Source organism: Flavobacterium sp. TN-1, assembly GCF_052828645.1.
This window is the reverse complement of sequence record NZ_CM128253.1, coordinates 471,356-487,325: the sequence shown is the minus strand read 5'-3', so window position 1 is coordinate 487,325 and position 15,970 is coordinate 471,356. Positions and strand designations below refer to the sequence as shown.

The following is a 15,970-nucleotide window of genomic DNA, read 5'->3' as shown; positions in this document are numbered from 1 at the left end:
ATAAAATGAAATAAATTATAATAAAATACGTTAAAAAAAATAGTTTAAAATAGGTAAAGTGCAATTTATTAGTGAAATACTTGTAAATATTTGTTTTTTTAAACAAAAAAAGCAGCTCGTTTAAAGCTGCTTTTTTGTGTTAAAATATATGTTTATTCAATTTTTATAACAAAATAATTCTTCTTGCCTCTTTGAAGTAAGACAAATTTATTATTAATAAGATCCTTTGTTTTAAGTATAAATTCCTCAGTTACTTTTTCTTTGTTGACAGAAATTGAATTTTCAGTCAATGCTCTACGTGCTTCACCGTTTGATTTTAAAAAACCTGTTTTAGTATTAAGTACATCTACAATATTGATTCCTTCCTCGATAGCTTCTCTTGAAATGGTTGCTTGAGGCACTCCTTCAAAAGCTTCTAAGAAAGTTTCTGAGTCTAATTTTTTTAAATCTTCAGAAGTAGAATTTCCAAATAACATATTAGAAGCAGCAATAGCTTTATCTAAAGCATCTTTATCATGTACAAAAATAGTTATTTCCTCTGCTAATTTGCGTTGTAAAACTCTTAAATGTGGAGCTTGACGATGTTCTTCAATTAAAGTTTCAATTGTGTCTTTATCTAAGAAAGTAAATATTTTAATGTACTTTTCTGCATCTGCATCTGTTGTATTAAGCCAAAATTGATAAAATTTGTAAACAGAGGTTTTGTCTGCTGTTAACCATATATTCCCTCCTTCTGTTTTTCCAAATTTTGATCCGTCTGCCTTTGTTATTAGAGGACAAGTTAAGGCATAGGCTTTAGCTCCTTCTTCTTCCGTATCTACATTCATTCTACGGATTAATTCAGTACCTGTAGTGATATTGCCCCATTGATCACTACCTCCCATTTGTAATTTACATCCGTATGTTTTGTATAAATGATAAAAATCATATCCTTGAATTAACTGATATGTAAATTCTGTAAAAGACATACCGTCACCTGTTTCTCCTGAAAGACGTTTTTTAACAGAATCTTTGGCCATCATATAGTTAACCGTAATTCGTTTTCCTACATTTCGAGCAAAATCTATGAAAGAAAAAGTTTTCATCCAATCATAATTATTTACTAATACAGGCGCGTTGTCATCGGTAGCATTAAAGTCAAGAAATTTAGATAAAACACCTTTAATCCCTTCTACATTTCTAGAAAGACTTTCCTCATCTAATAAATTGCGTTCGTTGCTTTTTCCTGAAGGATCACCAATCATTCCTGTAGCTCCTCCTACTAAAGCAAAAGGTTTATGACCAAAGTTTCGAAGATGAACTAATAAAATAATAGGAACTAAACTACCTATGTGTAGAGAATCTGATGTTGGGTCAAATCCTATATATGTTGCCGTGCTTTCTTTTAACAATTGTTCTTCTGTTCCTGGCATCATATCGTGTACCAGTCCACGCCATTGTAATTCAGCAATTATGTTTTTCATTATTTAAAAAATTTTTGCAAAGATAAGTTTTTAGTTTTTAGATTGTAAATCTCCTATACGACATTTTTAATAAGTCCAACAAGCCTTAAAATGAAGTAAATCAAAGAATTTGTAGTTCGTATAAATGGTAAATCCCACGGAGTACGCGGGATTTTAGACTTTCGTCTACGGCATATAGCCTTATTGTGATAAGATTAAAGATTAGAATAATTTTATCTGTTGCTAAGATAAAAAAAAATCTAAAATAATTTTATTTTTTTAAACAAATGTTTTTTTATAAGTTTAGGCGTAAGCTAAACAACATAAAAAACTATTATGACAAAAATTTTAGGTCTCGATTTAGGGACTAATTCTATTGGATGGGCGATTAGAGAAGATGAAAACGAAGGAGTAAATCAAATTATAGATAAAGGAGTCAGAATTTTCTCTGAAGGAGTAAAATCTGAAAATGGAAAAGAAATATCCAGAGCTGCCGAAAGAACAGCCTACAGAAGTGCTCGGAAAATAAAATATCGCAGAAAACTAAGAAAATACGAAACTTTAAAAGTGCTCTCTATTAATGGAATGTGTCCTCTATCTGTTGAAGAAGTGGAACAATGGAAAAAATCTGGTTTCAAAGTATATCCTTTAAATCCTGAATTTCTTAATTGGTTGCGAACTAACGAAGATGAAAATATAAATCCTTATCTTTTTAGAGACAAAGCCAGTAAGCAAAAAGTTACTTTATACGAGTTAGGAAGAGCCTTATACCATATAGCACAACGAAGAGGTTTTTTGAGTAATCGCTTAGATCAATCAGCCGAAGGTGTTTTTGAAGAACATAACCCGCAAATTCAAAATTTAATTGAAGATTTAGATAGTTCTAATGAGATCTTAAACGAATTAAAAGAGTATTATATTAATCTTGGAATTATAGATGAGTCAGAGAAAAGTGGTTTTAAAAAGGATTTAGACGAAGGAGAAAAAAATCTAAAGAAATTATACACTTCATTAGTATCCATTACAAAAAAGAATGCTAATGATATTGAAACATGTAAACAAGAGCTTATTGCGCGTCTCAATAAAAAGGCAGATTTAGGCAAAGTAAAAGGAGAAATTAAAGATATTTCACAAGCAATGCTTGATGGAAATTTTAAAACCTTAGGTCAATATTTTTTTAGTTTATATAACAAAACAAGAATAAGAAACCAATACACTTCTCGTGAAGAACATTATTTAGAAGAGTTTATCGTAATTTGTCAAACACAAGGAATTGAAGGGATAAATACAAATGAAAAATTACCCGAAAAAAAGTTTACGGGTTTAGCTAAAGACTTATACCGAGCTATTTTTTTTCAAAGACCTCTAAAATCGCAAAAGGGATTAATAGGAAAATGTTCCTTTGAAAAAAACAAATCTCGATGTGCTGTTTCGCATCCAGATTATGAGGAATTTAGAATGTGGTCATACTTAAACACCATAAAGATAGGCACACAAAGCGAGAGTACATTACGTTTCTTAACACTGGAAGAAAAATTAAAATTAGTTCCGAAATTTTACAGAAAAAATGACTTTAATTTTGAGGTTTTAGCCAAAGAACTGGTTGAAAAAGGAGCTAGTTTTGGCTATTACAAATCTTCTAAGAAAAATGAGTTTTTTTATTGGTTTAATTACAAATCTACAGATAGTGTTTCTGCTTGTGTAGTTTCGGCTTCACTGGAAAATGCAATAGGAAAAGACTGGAAGATTAAAACCTTCGAATACCAAACTAGAAATACAGAAAAGAAAGAAGTCACAAAATCTGTAAATTACAAAGATCTTTGGCACTTACTTTCAGTTGCAACCTCTGATACGTATTTATATGATTTTGCCATCGAAAAACTAAAACTAGAACCTAAAAACGCAAAAGCATTTAGCAAAACAAAACTTAAAAAAGACTTTGCAAGTCTTAGTTTGGCAGCTATTGCAAAAATATTACCTTATTTAAAACAAGGATTACTGTACTCGCATGCTGTTTTTATGGCAAATATTGAGAATATTGTAGATGATGACATTTGGAAAGATAAGGAGCAACAAAAATTTATTCAATCAAAAATAGTTGATTTAATAGATAATTATTTAGTAGAAAAAAGCAAGCTAGAAATTATTAACGGTTTATTGAAAATATATAATACAGAAGACAAAGAAGGTAAAAAAGTACATTATTCTAAAGAAGCTGAATCGCTTTTTGAGGCTGATTTGAGAAAAAAGCTTGTTCCATTTTATAAAGCAAACACTATTAGTGAGCAACAGGAACAAGAAATAATATTTGAAGATTTATTCCCAATTTTAATTGAGCAATTAAAAAAACAGGAATTCATTAAAATAGTTAGGTTAGATAAAAAAATTGAAGCTTTTCTTAAAGGCGAAAATGAAGAAGGACAAATATTTTGTAACCATCCCGATAAGTTAAAAAAACTCTATCATCCATCAGATATAGAAGTATTCAAAAAGAAAACTATTAAAGACGAATGGGGCAATGAAAAAGTAGTATTAGGCAGTCCGCTTACCACTTCTATAAAAAACCCAATGGCAATGCGTGCTTTGCATCAATTACGTAAAGTTCTTAATACTTTAATACTAGATGGACAAATAGATGAAGACACTCGCATTCATATAGAAATGGCTCGTGAATTGAACGATGCAAACAAAAGAAAAGGAATACAGGATTTTCAAAAAGAAAGAGAAGAGTTATATAAAATTTATGAAGCTAAAATTAAAGAACTTTATCAAGTAAAAAAAGGAAAAGAACTACTCCACGTTACCGATGAAGATTTACAAAAATTCGAATGGGCATTAGAACAAACTAAAGATGGAAGAATTATAACTAAAGAAGAACTAATAAAATACAAAATATGGGAAGAGCAAAATCATATTTGTATTTATACAGGCAAAACTATTAGTATCGATAGTTTTTTAGAGGGAAATCCAAAATTTGATATTGAGCATACTATTCCAAGAAGTATTTCCCAAGATAATTCTCTTATGAATAAAACACTATGTGATAAAGATTTTAACAGAAGTGTGAAAGGCAAAAAAATGCCTGTAGAATTATCAAACTACAATGAAATTTTACCGAGAATTGCGCATTGGAAAAAACAAGCAGAGGAACTAACTCGACAAATTGAAACTATTTCAAAATCTATAAAATCAGCAGCTACAAAAGTCGCAAAAGATAAAAACATAAGAAAAAGGCATTACCTCACTTTTAAACGTGACTATATTCAAGGAAAATATGACCGATTTACCTGGGAAGAACCTAAAGTAGGTTTTAAAAACAGCCAAATTCCAGATACAGGTATTATAACCAAATATGCGCAAGCCTATTTAAAATCCTATTTCAAAAGAGTAGAAAGTGTAAAAGGTGGCGCAGTGGCTGAGTTCAGAAAACTTTGGGGCATCCAAGAAAGTTTCATTGATGAAAACGGATTCAAACACTTCAAAGAAAAAGACAGAAGTAAACACACCCATCATACCATTGATGCCATTACCATTGCGTGCATGCCTAAAGACAAATATGATTTGTTAGCTCACGCGTGGCGTTTAGAAGACGAACAAAATAAAAAAGCAGCAAAAGCTTTAATTGAACAAGCCAAGCCTTGGAAAACCTTTAAAGAAGATATAGAAAAAATAGAAACCGAAATTTTAGTGTCACATTTTACGCCAGATAACGTAAAAAAACAAGCTAAAAAGATTCTTCGTGTAAGAGGTAAAAAACAATACGTAGCCGAAATAGAAAGAAGTGCAAATGGAAAAGCTATTCCTAAAAAGGATGCTAGTGGTAAAATAATTTATAAGCTTAACGAAAGAGGTAATAAAATACCCATACTACAACAGGGCGATACAATAAGAGGATCTTTACATCAAGACAGTATTTATGGTGCCATTAAAAACCCATTAAATACTAATGAAATTCGTTATGTAATTCGCAAAGATTTAGAAAGTTTAAAAGCAAATGATATAGAAAACATAGTCGATGAAAATGTAAAAGCAAAAGTAAAAGAAGCTGTTGCTAATAAAATTTTACTTATTTCATCTAACCCCAAACAAAAAAACAAATTTGCCGAAGGTAAAAAAGTTTGGATGAATGAAGAGAAAAAAATACCAATTAACAAAGTTAGAATCTATGCTAATTCCGTTAAAAACCCTATAGAAATTAAAAAGCATAGTCCTTTATCTAAATCAAAACACGAACATAAGCAAACTGTGTATGGACAAAATGATGAAAATTATGCAATGGCTTTGTACGAACTTGATGGAAAACGCGAATTTGAATTAATCAATAATTTTAATTTAGCAAAACTTCTTAAACAAGGTCAAGGCTACTATCCATTACATAAAGAAAAAGAAATAAAAGGTAAAAAAGTTTTAATACCCATTGAGAAAAGAAACAATACAGATGTAGTTTTAAAAAGAGGACAACAGGTAGTTTTTTACGATAAAACAGTTGAAAATCCTAAAGATATTTCAGAAATAGTAGATTTTAGAGGAAGAGTATATTTAATTGAAGGATTGACAATACAAAGACAAAAAGACAAAAAAACTGGTAAGGTCAATGAATATGGCATCATTCAACTTAGATATTTTAAAGAAGCTAGAAAATCAGAAGAAATTAGCAAAGACAGCTTCAAACCTGATGGAGAGTTCAAAATCAATGAAAACAAACCAACTAGGAAAATGAATCACAATCAATTTACAGCATTTGTGGAAGGAATTGATTTTAAAGTTTTACCCTCGGGAAAATTTCAAAAAATATAAAAAAACAATCACAGAAGTAATCCTCTAGGAATCAACTTCGAATTAAAAGTTCTTTGAAATAAAAAAGTAAAAATCTTAACAAAATTAGAATTGTAATTCCTTAAACCATATAGACTTTCACTCTTTGTTGGTGATTTTAAAAGTTTGAGAATAATTTCATTTAAAAACACAAGTTTATATTTGTCATTGGTGTGTTTGTGATTATAATTGATTAAAGATTAGAAAACACGATATTCCGTTTCAAAACATTAGTCATCGTAAGTTGGTTTACAAACACCAAGTTAATATTTATTATAGGTGTGTTTGTGAATCTCCCTCTGGTCGATTTGATTAAAGAATTCAAGTTGCTAGTTAATTGATTTATTTAATTGCAAGCCAAAGACAAATAATGTAAGTTTTATTAGAAAACCTTCTAATGTTATTGCATGTATAGTTCTTGGAAACATTTTTTTAATATCGCTTATTGTTGTTTCTACCCTTTTTCTCATTTTTAGTTTTTCATTTTTTTGTTCTAAAGTATCCATTCTTTTAGCATTTGATTTACGCTGAATTTTTAATGAAATACATCTTCTCTCATATACAACATCCTCTAAACTATAATCAGTATAAGCACTATCTCCATATATTGAAGCCTCTACTGGTAATTTGTCAATCATTTTTCCTAGTGCTTTTGCATCTGCTGTTTTTCCTGGTGTAAAATGAAAAGCTATTGGGATTCCATTTTTTGTGGTAAGTAATTGTACTTTAACTCCATAAAAATAATTTCGCATACTTGCTGTGTAACCTCGCCATTTTTCTTCTTTGAGGATTTTGCAGTTCGAAATCCTCATATTATTGCAAACAGCAACTGGAAATGAATCTATGATATACTGCATCTCACAGCATAAATCTTTAAAATATGAACTTATTATTTCAAATAACTCATAAAGCAAACTTCCAATTTTATGTAATCTTCTATTAAATCTACTCTTGTCAAGCATCTTTGGTATAAATCCATATTGTTTCATAAACTTTATAGCTGAACTATGATTTCCATAAAAGCTTGTTGATGACACAATCGCAGTTAAAATAATTTCACTATCGCTAACCTGTCTTCTTATATCTTCTGGATGTTCGATTCCTTTTAAAATATCATCAATTAAACAAAAAATTGATATAATTTTGTCTTTGCAAAGCATTGGTGTTGTTTTTTTGGTTCACAAAACAAAATTACTTAACCTTTGCTTTGTTTTTTATAAATATCAACTAGCAACTTGAATTAAAGATTAGAAAACACGATATTTATAGAAGTTTTAGCCAATTCTTTATCTCCGTTGTGGTTTGATTAAAGATTAGAAAACACGATATTAATTGATTGCATCTTTTACGTTGCCGTAGAGTTGTGGTTTGATTAAAGATTAGAAAACACGATATTTACGGTCTTATATTTGAGCGCGCCTAGATAGTTGTGGTTTGATTAAAGATTAGAAAACACGATATTAGTTGATGTTTTATCTTCTAATTATCAAATGGTTAAGTTTTGATATCGTTAAAAAAAATGCTTCTTTTTTGGGATGCTATGCCAAAATTGAAGCATTTTTTTATTCCTAAAATAATTCAAGTTGAGTGGGTTGAGGTCCCGAAGGAATTTCTACTTTTCCCCAGAAATTTTGTATATTCCCAAATTGCTTGTCTGTAATTCGTAATATACTTACTTTTCCTGAAGGAGGTAGGAGTTTTTGTACACGTTTTTCATGTACATCAGCACTTTCGCTACTCGCGCAATGTCGTATATACACCGAGTATTGCATCATACTGAATCCATCTTTCAAAAGTTGGTTCCGAAAGCCAGAAGCATTTTTTCGGTCTTTTTTAGTATCAGTAGGCAAATCAAAAAATACAAACAACCACATGATTCGATACCCGTTTAAATCCATAATTTTGGGTATTTTATCTTTTTGCGCTCCCCAGCAAAACACTGTTGCAACGAACTAGCCGTTTTTTGTAAACCTACCATCAATGGGCTTTTTTCGTCCTTGAAATATACTGTTCGTGTTAGTATTTGCAATAATTCCGCTTTGATAGCCGTGTTTAGTTCTTGCTCCTCGTAAGTTTGTACCAATTCATATACTTTTTCGTCTACTATAGGTCTAAAAGGTTCCATAATATCATCGGCTAAAGCAAACGCATTGTATTTACTCTTATGATGAATACCCAGTGTGTTGAGTAAACCACTCCCCGATAATGCACGAGCAGTAGCTGCCCTTAATATAGCATAACCATAATTTAAAAAAGGGTTAGGATAATTTCCGTATCGTTCCCTTTTAAAATCCATCTCAAAAAAATCTTTCCAATACTGACCAGCCGCCACTCCCTCCATATTACTGCTGTCTCCGCTTAATACTTTTGAAGCTAAAAAAGGAAAGACGTTTTTATTCCCTTTTATTTTTTCTAATAAAAGCCCTTGATTTGTAATTTTTTCAATAATAGTTTGTTGCCATAACTGTTTTTTTAAAGGAATACTAGCATCTATTTGAAATCTGAAAATTTCTTGTTGAATATGGTGGCTCTCTAAATTTAAAAACATTCCGTTTGGAAGATGATTTTTATTGCAAATAATTACTGCTGAATTATGTTCTATTAACAAATTCATAGCAGGAATACTTATGTATATTTCGGGATTATCAAGGATAATAAAACCTATATCTTCTACAGGTATAGCGTTTTCTCTTTCTTCTGTCTTAATATGTAACTGATTGTTTTTTGTAACAATAGAACATTTGTTTTCTATAAGTACGGTTTTTTTTAGCATAGTTAATGTTTGTTATTTATAACAATTTACTAACTAAAAAAAAATAAAAAAGATGAAATCGTTTAACGACTCTTATTAAACGATAATATGTATAAAAGCGTTTTAAGATAATGAAAATAGGTAATATAATTCTAATCTTTTTTATATTTGAGCCATGATTTTAGTTACAGGAGCAACAGGATTGGTAGGTTCACACTTAATCTTGAAATTAATCAATTCAGGAGAAAAAGTAAAAGCGTTATTTCGTACAGAAAAAAACAAAGAAAAAGTAAAAAAAGTATTTGAACATTATAAAAAAGAAGATCAGTTTGATAAAATAAATTGGGTCTTAGGAGATATACTAGATGTACCCTCTTTAGAATTTGCATTTCAAGATATTGTACAGGTTTACCATTGTGCAGCTTTAGTATCCTTCGAACCCAAAGAAGAAGAAAAATTAAGAAGAGTAAATATTGAAGGAACAGCTAATGTAGTTAATTTGTCTGTTGATTTTGGAGTTCAAAAATTATGCTATGTAAGTTCTATTGCTGCCTTAGGAGATCTAAAGGAATACGAACATAAAATAACAGAAGAAACAGAGTGGAATCCTGAGTTACCTCACAGTGATTACGCTATCTCTAAATATGGAGCAGAAATGGAAGTTTGGCGAGCTTACCAAGAAGGATTGCCTGTAGTAATTGTTAATCCAGGAGTTGTTTTAGGCCCCTTGTTCTGGAGAGAAGGAAGCGGTGATATTTATAATAAAGTAGCTTCTCAAATTCCTTTTTATACAAAAGGAGGAACCGGCTTTGTATCAGTAGATGATTTAGTTTGTATCATGAAAAAACTAATGAAAAGCCCCATCGTCGGGCAACGTTTTATTGTAGTATCACAAACCATATCATACCAAGAAGTAACAAATCTTATAGCAAAAAAATTAAATGTTAAGAAACCAACCATTTTAATACGGTCTTACGCACTAAGATTGGCATATACTTTTGATTGGTTTTTAGGATTATTTGGTAAAACCAGAGTTTTATCTAAAGATATGATTCGTACTTTACAAACGATGGATAATTATGATCATTCTAAAATAAAAGAAACCCTTAAATTTGAATTTAAAACAATACAAGATTACTTAAACCAAGATTGTGTATTGTAAAGTTCAGTATAGATAAAAGAATTTTAAATCTAAAAAGAAATTTGTCTTCTGTGCTCTCAATCTAAAGAGATAAAATTTTGCTTACAAAAAAAATCAGGTTCTTGTCATCCCGACACTAGGAGAGATCACAAACATAACCTTTTTAAATTCTCATGATGCTATTCCTCTTTTATCAAGTGGTTTTGGTTTTGATTATGTGATACCTCCTTACGTAGTGACAAACAAGAGACTAAAAATAGAACCAAAAAGAGTCTTCGTTGAATCTAAAAGGGTATTATTTTAATCTAAAAGAGTTTTCGTTGAACCTAAATACCATTTAAACTTTGAAATTTCCTCATAATACTGATTATGAGACTCCTCCTTGTGTTGGAGTAACAAAACGCATGTTGATTTAGGTATTATTTTACAAAAACAATAAAAATCATCATTGGTTCTCGATGTGCTTCACGCTCGAACTAACGATGATTTCAATTATATACTTAACCGTCCGTTTGAGTTGTTTTTAAAATGAAAAAAACATATCAAGAACTTTATTTTCTAATCCAGTATATTTTAAGTTTAAATGGTATTATTCGTGAGATTTTTGAAATAATAAAATTATTTATTGAAATTTTCATTATAAAAAGACCTGATAAACTTCAATCATTTTATCTATAATTATTCTGCTTTTTTTAGTTTTTCTTTTTTCAATTCAGCTTGTCGTAGTTTTTCAGTTTTGATTTTTTCAGTTTTGATTTTTTCGATAACACGATCATATATTTTTTTATAGTTTGCAATATCATAAGAGTAGTATTTATTACTATTTACAAGTTGTAAACTGTCTATATGATATTTTTTATAAACGTATTTTTTGGGATCAATCTGATTCGTTGGAAGTAATTTGGCATCATGCCCCTTAATTGCTTGAATCAATGCCAAATCATATAATATTTTTTCCATAGTTGCTTCATCTATCAGATTATCAGGTTTTTCAGGAGTGTTGAATTTCTGACAAGACAGAGAAAATAAAATTAAAAAAAAGCAAGCTATTTTGTTCATATTATAAGAGTCTTTTATTTACCGGTTAAATTCTAGTCGCATTCCTTCTTGAAGATCTTTGACTTGGTTGTTTTCATATACTAAATTACCATTTACAAAAGTATGTGTAATTTTTGATTTAAAAGTATAATTTTCAAAAGGTGACCAACCGCATTGGTACAGAATGTTGTCTTTAGAAACCGTCCAAGGAGAATTTGTATTAATAATGGCTAAATCAGCATAATACCCTTTTTTAATAAAACCACGACGATCTATCTGAAATAATTTAGCTGGATTATGAGCCATTTTTTCAACAATTCGTTCAATAGAAATTTTACCTTGATGAAAAGCTTCAAATAATGCTACTACAGCATGTTGTACAAGAGGACCGCCAGAAGGAGCACTTGTGTAAGGTTTTTGTTTTTCTTCCTGTGTATGAGGTGCGTGATCTGTGGCAATTACATCAATTCGGTTATCTAATAAAGCTTCCCACAAAGCGTTTTTGTCTGTTTCTGTTTTTACGGCAGGATTCCATTTAATTAGGGTGCCTTTATCCGCATAATCTTTATCAGTAAACCATAAGTGATGTACGCAAACTTCGGCGGTTATTTTTTTGTTTTCTAACGGAATTGAATTGTCTAGTAAACTCATTTCTTTGGCCGTAGAAAGATGAAAAATATGCAAACGAGCACCAGTTTTTTTAGCCAATTCTATAGCTTTAGATGAAGAAATATAACAAGCTTCTTCACTTCTTATTAAATGATGACAATCTATAGGAATATTATCACCGTATTTTTCTTTATAATCAGCTAAATTATTCTGAATAGTTGTTTCGTCTTCACAATGCACACAAATAATCATATTCGTATGGCTAAAGATTTTTTCGAGTACTTCTTCACGATCTACTAACATATTACCAGTGGAAGAGCCTAAGAAAATTTTAATAGCTGCTACATTACGTGGATTGGTTTTGAGAACTTCTTCTAAATTATCATTAGTAGCTCCCATCATAAAGGAGTAGTTGGCATAAGAAGTTTTAGAGGCTATTTCGTATTTTTGTTCTAACAATTCCTGTGTTACCGCGTTAGGTACGGTATTAGGTTGTTCCATAAAACTAGTTATGCCTCCTGCTATAGCGGCTCTAGATTCAGATGCTATAGTACCTTTGTGGGTTAGACCAGGCTCACGAAAATGTACTTGATCATCTATAGCCCCAGGAATTAAATAGTTATTTTGAGCATCAATGATCTCAAAATCTTTTAAGGGCGTAATGTGTTCAGCGATGTCTATGATAAACTTGTTTTCAATTAAAACATCTCCTTTAAAAATATGACCTTCGTTTACTATCTGAGCGTTTTTAATTAAAATAGTTTTCATAATGTGTTGTGTTTTTATAATAAATTAAACATCTTGCGAACTCGCAACATAATTACGCCAAAAATAGCTTCTCGTATGATAGCGCCACTCATCTTAGATTCGCCTTTTGTACGATCTGTAAAGATAATAGGTACTTCAATAATTTTAAAATGATTAGCAAAAGTTCTGTATTTCATTTCTATCTGAAAAGCATATCCCGTAAACTTTAATTGGTTTAGATTTATTTTTTCTAATACTTGACGTTGATAGCATATAAAACCAGCAGTGGCATCCTGAATTTGCATGCCCGTAATCAATCGAACGTAGACAGAAGCAAAATAAGATAGTAAAACACGATTTAAAGGCCAATTAACTACGTTTACGCCCGTAATATAACGAGAGCCAATAGACATCCCCGCATTTTGTGTTTTGCAAGCCTCGTAAAGCTTTGTAAGATCATTAGGATTATGCGAAAAATCAGCGTCCATTTCAAAAATATAATCATAATGATGTTGTATAGCCCACTTAAAACCATGCACATAAGCTGTTCCTAATCCCGCTTTTCCTTGTCTTTTTTCAAGATGTAATGCTTCTGGGTATTCTTTTTGTAATTCAATTACCCGATCTGCAGTGCCATCAGGAGAGTTATCATCGACAATTAAAACATCAAATTTTTTAGGTAGAGCAAAAACAGCTCTAATAATAGCATCAATATTTTCTATTTCGTTGTAAGTAGGTATGATAACGATAGAGTCCTGCATAAATTTACTGAATTGTGCTGCAAAAATAATCTTTTTAAATTATGAGACTCCTAAATTATCTATAATTCGATGAAGGGAATGAAAAATTTGTAATTTTGTACTATGAATAACTATGAGTTAATTCCTCGAATTGTAGAGAATAAAAATTGGATTACTATAGTTTTTATTGTAGCTATAGGAGTGGTAACGATTACTAAGGCCGTTTTTGAAAAACGCTTTACTGATTTTGTTAGATTATTGTTTAATAATAAGTATATAAAAGTTTATAAGGATCCGAGTAACTTAATGACTTGGTTTACAATCTTATTGTTTTTTGTGCAATTAATTTCATTTTCCTTTTTTATTCAGTTAGTTTTGTCTTATTACGGTTATACAACAAAGACTAATTGGGTAAGCTTTATACAAATTATAACTTTTTTAACATTTTTTGTTCTGTCAAAATATTTGATAGAAAAAATTATAGCAACTTCATTTGATACAGAGTCGTTTATAGAGCAGTTTAATCTCTTTAAAGTGAGTTATAGAACTTATTTAGGTATTTTGCTGTTACCTGTTGATATGGTATTATATTATACTAATTCAATAAATCAATATGTTATTCTTGGAGTTTTAGTTATAATTTTAATAATAAATGCAGTAACATATCTTGTGTCATTGCGAAATTATCAAAATTTACTTTTAAGGAAGTTGTTTTATTTTATTTTGTATATTTGCGCCCTGGAAATTGCACCTTATTTTTTTATGTATTACTACATTACAAATAGGTAAAGCATAATTGTACAAAACAACATTTTTTGACTATGAAAGTGAAAACGATTTTAGTATCGCAACCTGAGCCAAAAGTTGAGAACTCGCCTTATTTTGATTTACAAAATAAGCATAAAATAAAAGTTGATTTTAGACCCTTTATTCATGTAGAAGGAGTGCCTGCTAAGGAGGTTCGCGCTCAAAAAATTGATTTGAATAATTATACAGCGATTATCTTAACTAGTAAGAATTCTGTAGATCATTTTTTTAGAGTGGCAGAGGAAATGCGTTATAAGATTCCTGAAGATTTGCGTTATTTTTGTCAGTCAGAGGCAGTAGCTTACTATTTACAAAAATATGTGGTTTACAGAAAAAGGAAAATTTATGTAGGACAAAAGGAATTTGCAGATATGTCTTCTTTCTTTAAAAAGTATAAAGATGAAAAGTTTTTGCTCCCTGCGTCTGACAAATTAAATGCAGATGTGCCTCAAACCTTAAATAATTTAAAATTAGATTGGACTCCAGGTACTTTTTACAGAACAGTAATGAGTGATTTATCAGATCTAAAAGATGTGTATTACGATGTATTAGCCTTTTTTAGTCCAACAGGTATTCAGTCATTGTTTAAAAATTTTCCTGATTTTAAACAAAATGAGACACGTATAGCGGTATTTGGAAGTACAACCCAAAAAGAGGCTATTGATCATGGCTTACGTATAGACATCATGGCACCAGCTCCAGGAGTACCTTCTATGACGATGGCACTTGAGAAATATGTAGCTGAAGTAAATAAAGGTAAATAATTTTTGTATCTATATTCTTAAATCCCGATTTTATCGGGATTTTTTTTTAAACAAAATTGAGCGCGTTTGAAAAGTCAAAAATAGATGTTTAGCCTGCCTCTTCAATGATAGGAGAAACATGATTAAGGTTATGCAATTTTTTCGTCTATTTACTTCGTTTGAGCTTCCTTATGGTTGAAATCAATCAATCACGACCTTTTCGGACAGTTTCTTTTGTAACAAAATTAGAAGTAAAATTACTAATGAAAGAGGATTTTGTTAGTACCTTGTTAATAAATAAAAAAAACTATTTGATTTATAATAAAAAATTAAAATATGAAAGGATTCATTAATACCATTATAAAAGATAAAATTGCAAGAATTACTTTTTCACATCCTGCCAGTAATTCATTTCCAAGCGAACAATTAAAATTATTAACAGAAGAAATTTTTGCAATTAGTAAAAACAAAGAAGTTGGGGTGGTTGTTTTACAAAGTGAAGGAAGAGGGGCTTTTTGTGCAGGAGCTTCTTTTGATGAGTTACTAGAAGTAAATGATTTAGAAACAGGAAAAGCTTTTTTTAGTGGTTTTGCAAATGTTATTAACGCTATGAGAAAATGCGAAAAAATAATCATAGGGAGAGTTCAAGGTAAAACAGTTGGAGGAGGAGTAGGTCTTGTGTCTGCTTGCGATTATACTTTTGCCACCCATGCTGCAGCTATAAAATTATCTGAAATAGCCATAGGTATAGGTCCTTTTGTAATAGAACCAGCTGTTTCAAGAAAAATTGGTAAATCAGCTATGACAGAAATGACGCTTTCACCTACAGAGTGGAAAAGTGCAGAGTGGGGATTTCAACATAAATTGTATTCTAAATTGTTTGAAGATGTAGAAACTATGGATCAAACATTGAATGAATTTACTCAACAATTAGCAAGCTATAATCCAGAGGCTTTATTAGAATTTAAAAAAGTCTTATGGGAAGGAACAAGTCATTGGGATGAATTGTTGTATGATCGTGCGGCTGTCTCTGGAAAACTAGTTTTGTCTGATTTTACAAAAAATGCGTTGAATGCTTTTAAGAAATAAAGTAAACGAAATCATGTTGCTAATACATATAATATTGTTATTATGGT

At 30.4% G+C, this 15,970-nt stretch carries 13 protein-coding genes; 6 read left to right on the top strand and 7 right to left on the bottom strand.

Annotated elements, in window-relative coordinates:
* Positions 1-152: 152 nt before the first annotated feature.
* Positions 153-1,463, bottom strand: a complete 1,311-nt coding sequence (gene tyrS, locus ACUXZJ_RS01980) for a tyrosine--tRNA ligase (RefSeq protein ID WP_060381522.1) — start codon at positions 1,461-1,463, stop codon at positions 153-155.
* A gap of 315 nt (positions 1,464-1,778) precedes the next feature.
* Here tyrS and cas9 point away from each other — a divergent pair, with 315 nt between their 5' ends.
* Positions 1,779-6,239, top strand: coding sequence for a type II CRISPR RNA-guided endonuclease Cas9 (cas9, locus tag ACUXZJ_RS01975; protein WP_446195655.1), 4,461 nt, complete (start codon positions 1,779-1,781; stop codon positions 6,237-6,239).
* Positions 6,240-6,586: 347 nt separating this feature from the next.
* On the opposite strand, the gene ACUXZJ_RS01970 is transcribed toward cas9, so the two are convergent.
* From ACUXZJ_RS01970 to cas1, 3 genes are all read right to left on the bottom strand, one after another.
* Complete coding sequence (locus ACUXZJ_RS01970) at positions 6,587-7,417, bottom strand: IS982 family transposase (protein WP_063743850.1); 831 nt, start codon at positions 7,415-7,417, stop codon at positions 6,587-6,589.
* 408 nt (positions 7,418-7,825) lie between these two features.
* A complete protein-coding gene (cas2, locus tag ACUXZJ_RS01965) occupies positions 7,826-8,155 on the bottom strand; it encodes a CRISPR-associated endonuclease Cas2 (protein WP_060381524.1) in 330 nt (109 codons plus the stop codon).
* Positions 8,146-9,030: a type II CRISPR-associated endonuclease Cas1 gene (cas1, locus tag ACUXZJ_RS01960; RefSeq protein ID WP_063743332.1), complete on the bottom strand. Its 885-nt coding sequence runs from the start codon at positions 9,028-9,030 to the stop codon at positions 8,146-8,148. Before cas1 ends, cas2 begins: the two co-directional genes overlap by 10 nt.
* Positions 9,031-9,184: 154 nt before the next feature.
* On the opposite strand from cas1, the gene ACUXZJ_RS01955 reads away from it, so the two are divergent.
* Complete coding sequence (locus ACUXZJ_RS01955) at positions 9,185-10,171, top strand: NAD-dependent epimerase/dehydratase family protein (protein WP_060381526.1); 987 nt, start codon at positions 9,185-9,187, stop codon at positions 10,169-10,171.
* A gap of 507 nt (positions 10,172-10,678) precedes the next feature.
* Positions 10,679-10,828 carry a hypothetical protein gene (locus ACUXZJ_RS01950; RefSeq protein ID WP_376777404.1) on the top strand — a complete coding sequence of 50 codons (150 nt, stop codon included), beginning with the start codon at positions 10,679-10,681 and terminating at the stop codon, positions 10,826-10,828.
* Here the strand turns inward: ACUXZJ_RS01950 and ACUXZJ_RS01945 are convergent, their stop codons facing one another.
* The 3 genes from ACUXZJ_RS01945 to ACUXZJ_RS01935 are packed head-to-tail and all read right to left on the bottom strand — an operon-like array spanning position 10,829 to position 13,305.
* Positions 10,829-11,209, bottom strand: a complete 381-nt coding sequence (locus ACUXZJ_RS01945; protein ID WP_060381527.1) for a DUF4296 domain-containing protein — start codon at positions 11,207-11,209, stop codon at positions 10,829-10,831.
* An 18-nt stretch (positions 11,210-11,227) separates the two neighbouring features.
* Entirely contained in the window at positions 11,228-12,565 is a 1,338-nt protein-coding gene (locus ACUXZJ_RS01940) for a dihydroorotase (RefSeq protein ID WP_060381528.1), read from the bottom strand.
* A gap of 14 nt (positions 12,566-12,579) precedes the next feature.
* Positions 12,580-13,305, bottom strand: coding sequence for a polyprenol monophosphomannose synthase (locus tag ACUXZJ_RS01935; RefSeq protein WP_063743326.1), 726 nt, complete (start codon positions 13,303-13,305; stop codon positions 12,580-12,582).
* A 102-nt stretch (positions 13,306-13,407) separates the two neighbouring features.
* On the opposite strand from ACUXZJ_RS01935, the gene ACUXZJ_RS01930 reads away from it, so the two are divergent.
* The 3 genes from ACUXZJ_RS01930 (at position 13,408) to ACUXZJ_RS01920 (ending at position 15,923) form a co-directional block, all read left to right on the top strand.
* The gene (locus ACUXZJ_RS01930; protein ID WP_060381530.1) at positions 13,408-14,073 is read left to right on the top strand and encodes a DUF4271 domain-containing protein; all 666 of its coding nucleotides are present in this window, start codon (positions 13,408-13,410) and stop codon (positions 14,071-14,073) included.
* A 32-nt stretch (positions 14,074-14,105) separates the two neighbouring features.
* On the top strand, positions 14,106-14,855 hold the full coding sequence (locus ACUXZJ_RS01925) for a uroporphyrinogen-III synthase (RefSeq protein WP_060381531.1): 750 nt from the start codon (positions 14,106-14,108) through the stop codon (positions 14,853-14,855).
* A 315-nt stretch (positions 14,856-15,170) separates the two neighbouring features.
* A complete protein-coding gene (locus ACUXZJ_RS01920; RefSeq protein WP_060381532.1) occupies positions 15,171-15,923 on the top strand; it encodes an enoyl-CoA hydratase/isomerase family protein in 753 nt (250 codons plus the stop codon).
* The last annotated feature ends 47 nt before the right edge of the window (positions 15,924-15,970 follow it).

Coding starts and splice junctions, on each gene's coding strand:
- tyrS (WP_060381522.1), bottom strand. CDS start 1,463: ATGAAAAACATAATTGCTGAATTACAATGGCGTGGACTGGTACACGAT.
- cas9 (WP_446195655.1), top strand. CDS start 1,779: ATGACAAAAATTTTAGGTCTCGATTTAGGGACTAATTCTATTGGATGG.
- ACUXZJ_RS01970 (WP_063743850.1), bottom strand. CDS start 7,417: ATGCTTTGCAAAGACAAAATTATATCAATTTTTTGTTTAATTGATGAT.
- cas2 (WP_060381524.1), bottom strand. CDS start 8,155: ATGGATTTAAACGGGTATCGAATCATGTGGTTGTTTGTATTTTTTGAT.
- cas1 (WP_063743332.1), bottom strand. CDS start 9,030: ATGCTAAAAAAAACCGTACTTATAGAAAACAAATGTTCTATTGTTACA.
- ACUXZJ_RS01955 (WP_060381526.1), top strand. CDS start 9,185: ATGATTTTAGTTACAGGAGCAACAGGATTGGTAGGTTCACACTTAATC.
- ACUXZJ_RS01950 (WP_376777404.1), top strand. CDS start 10,679: ATGAAAAAAACATATCAAGAACTTTATTTTCTAATCCAGTATATTTTA.
- ACUXZJ_RS01945 (WP_060381527.1), bottom strand. CDS start 11,209: ATGAACAAAATAGCTTGCTTTTTTTTAATTTTATTTTCTCTGTCTTGT.
- ACUXZJ_RS01940 (WP_060381528.1), bottom strand. CDS start 12,565: ATGAAAACTATTTTAATTAAAAACGCTCAGATAGTAAACGAAGGTCAT.
- ACUXZJ_RS01935 (WP_063743326.1), bottom strand. CDS start 13,305: ATGCAGGACTCTATCGTTATCATACCTACTTACAACGAAATAGAAAAT.
- ACUXZJ_RS01930 (WP_060381530.1), top strand. CDS start 13,408: ATGAATAACTATGAGTTAATTCCTCGAATTGTAGAGAATAAAAATTGG.
- ACUXZJ_RS01925 (WP_060381531.1), top strand. CDS start 14,106: ATGAAAGTGAAAACGATTTTAGTATCGCAACCTGAGCCAAAAGTTGAG.
- ACUXZJ_RS01920 (WP_060381532.1), top strand. CDS start 15,171: ATGAAAGGATTCATTAATACCATTATAAAAGATAAAATTGCAAGAATT.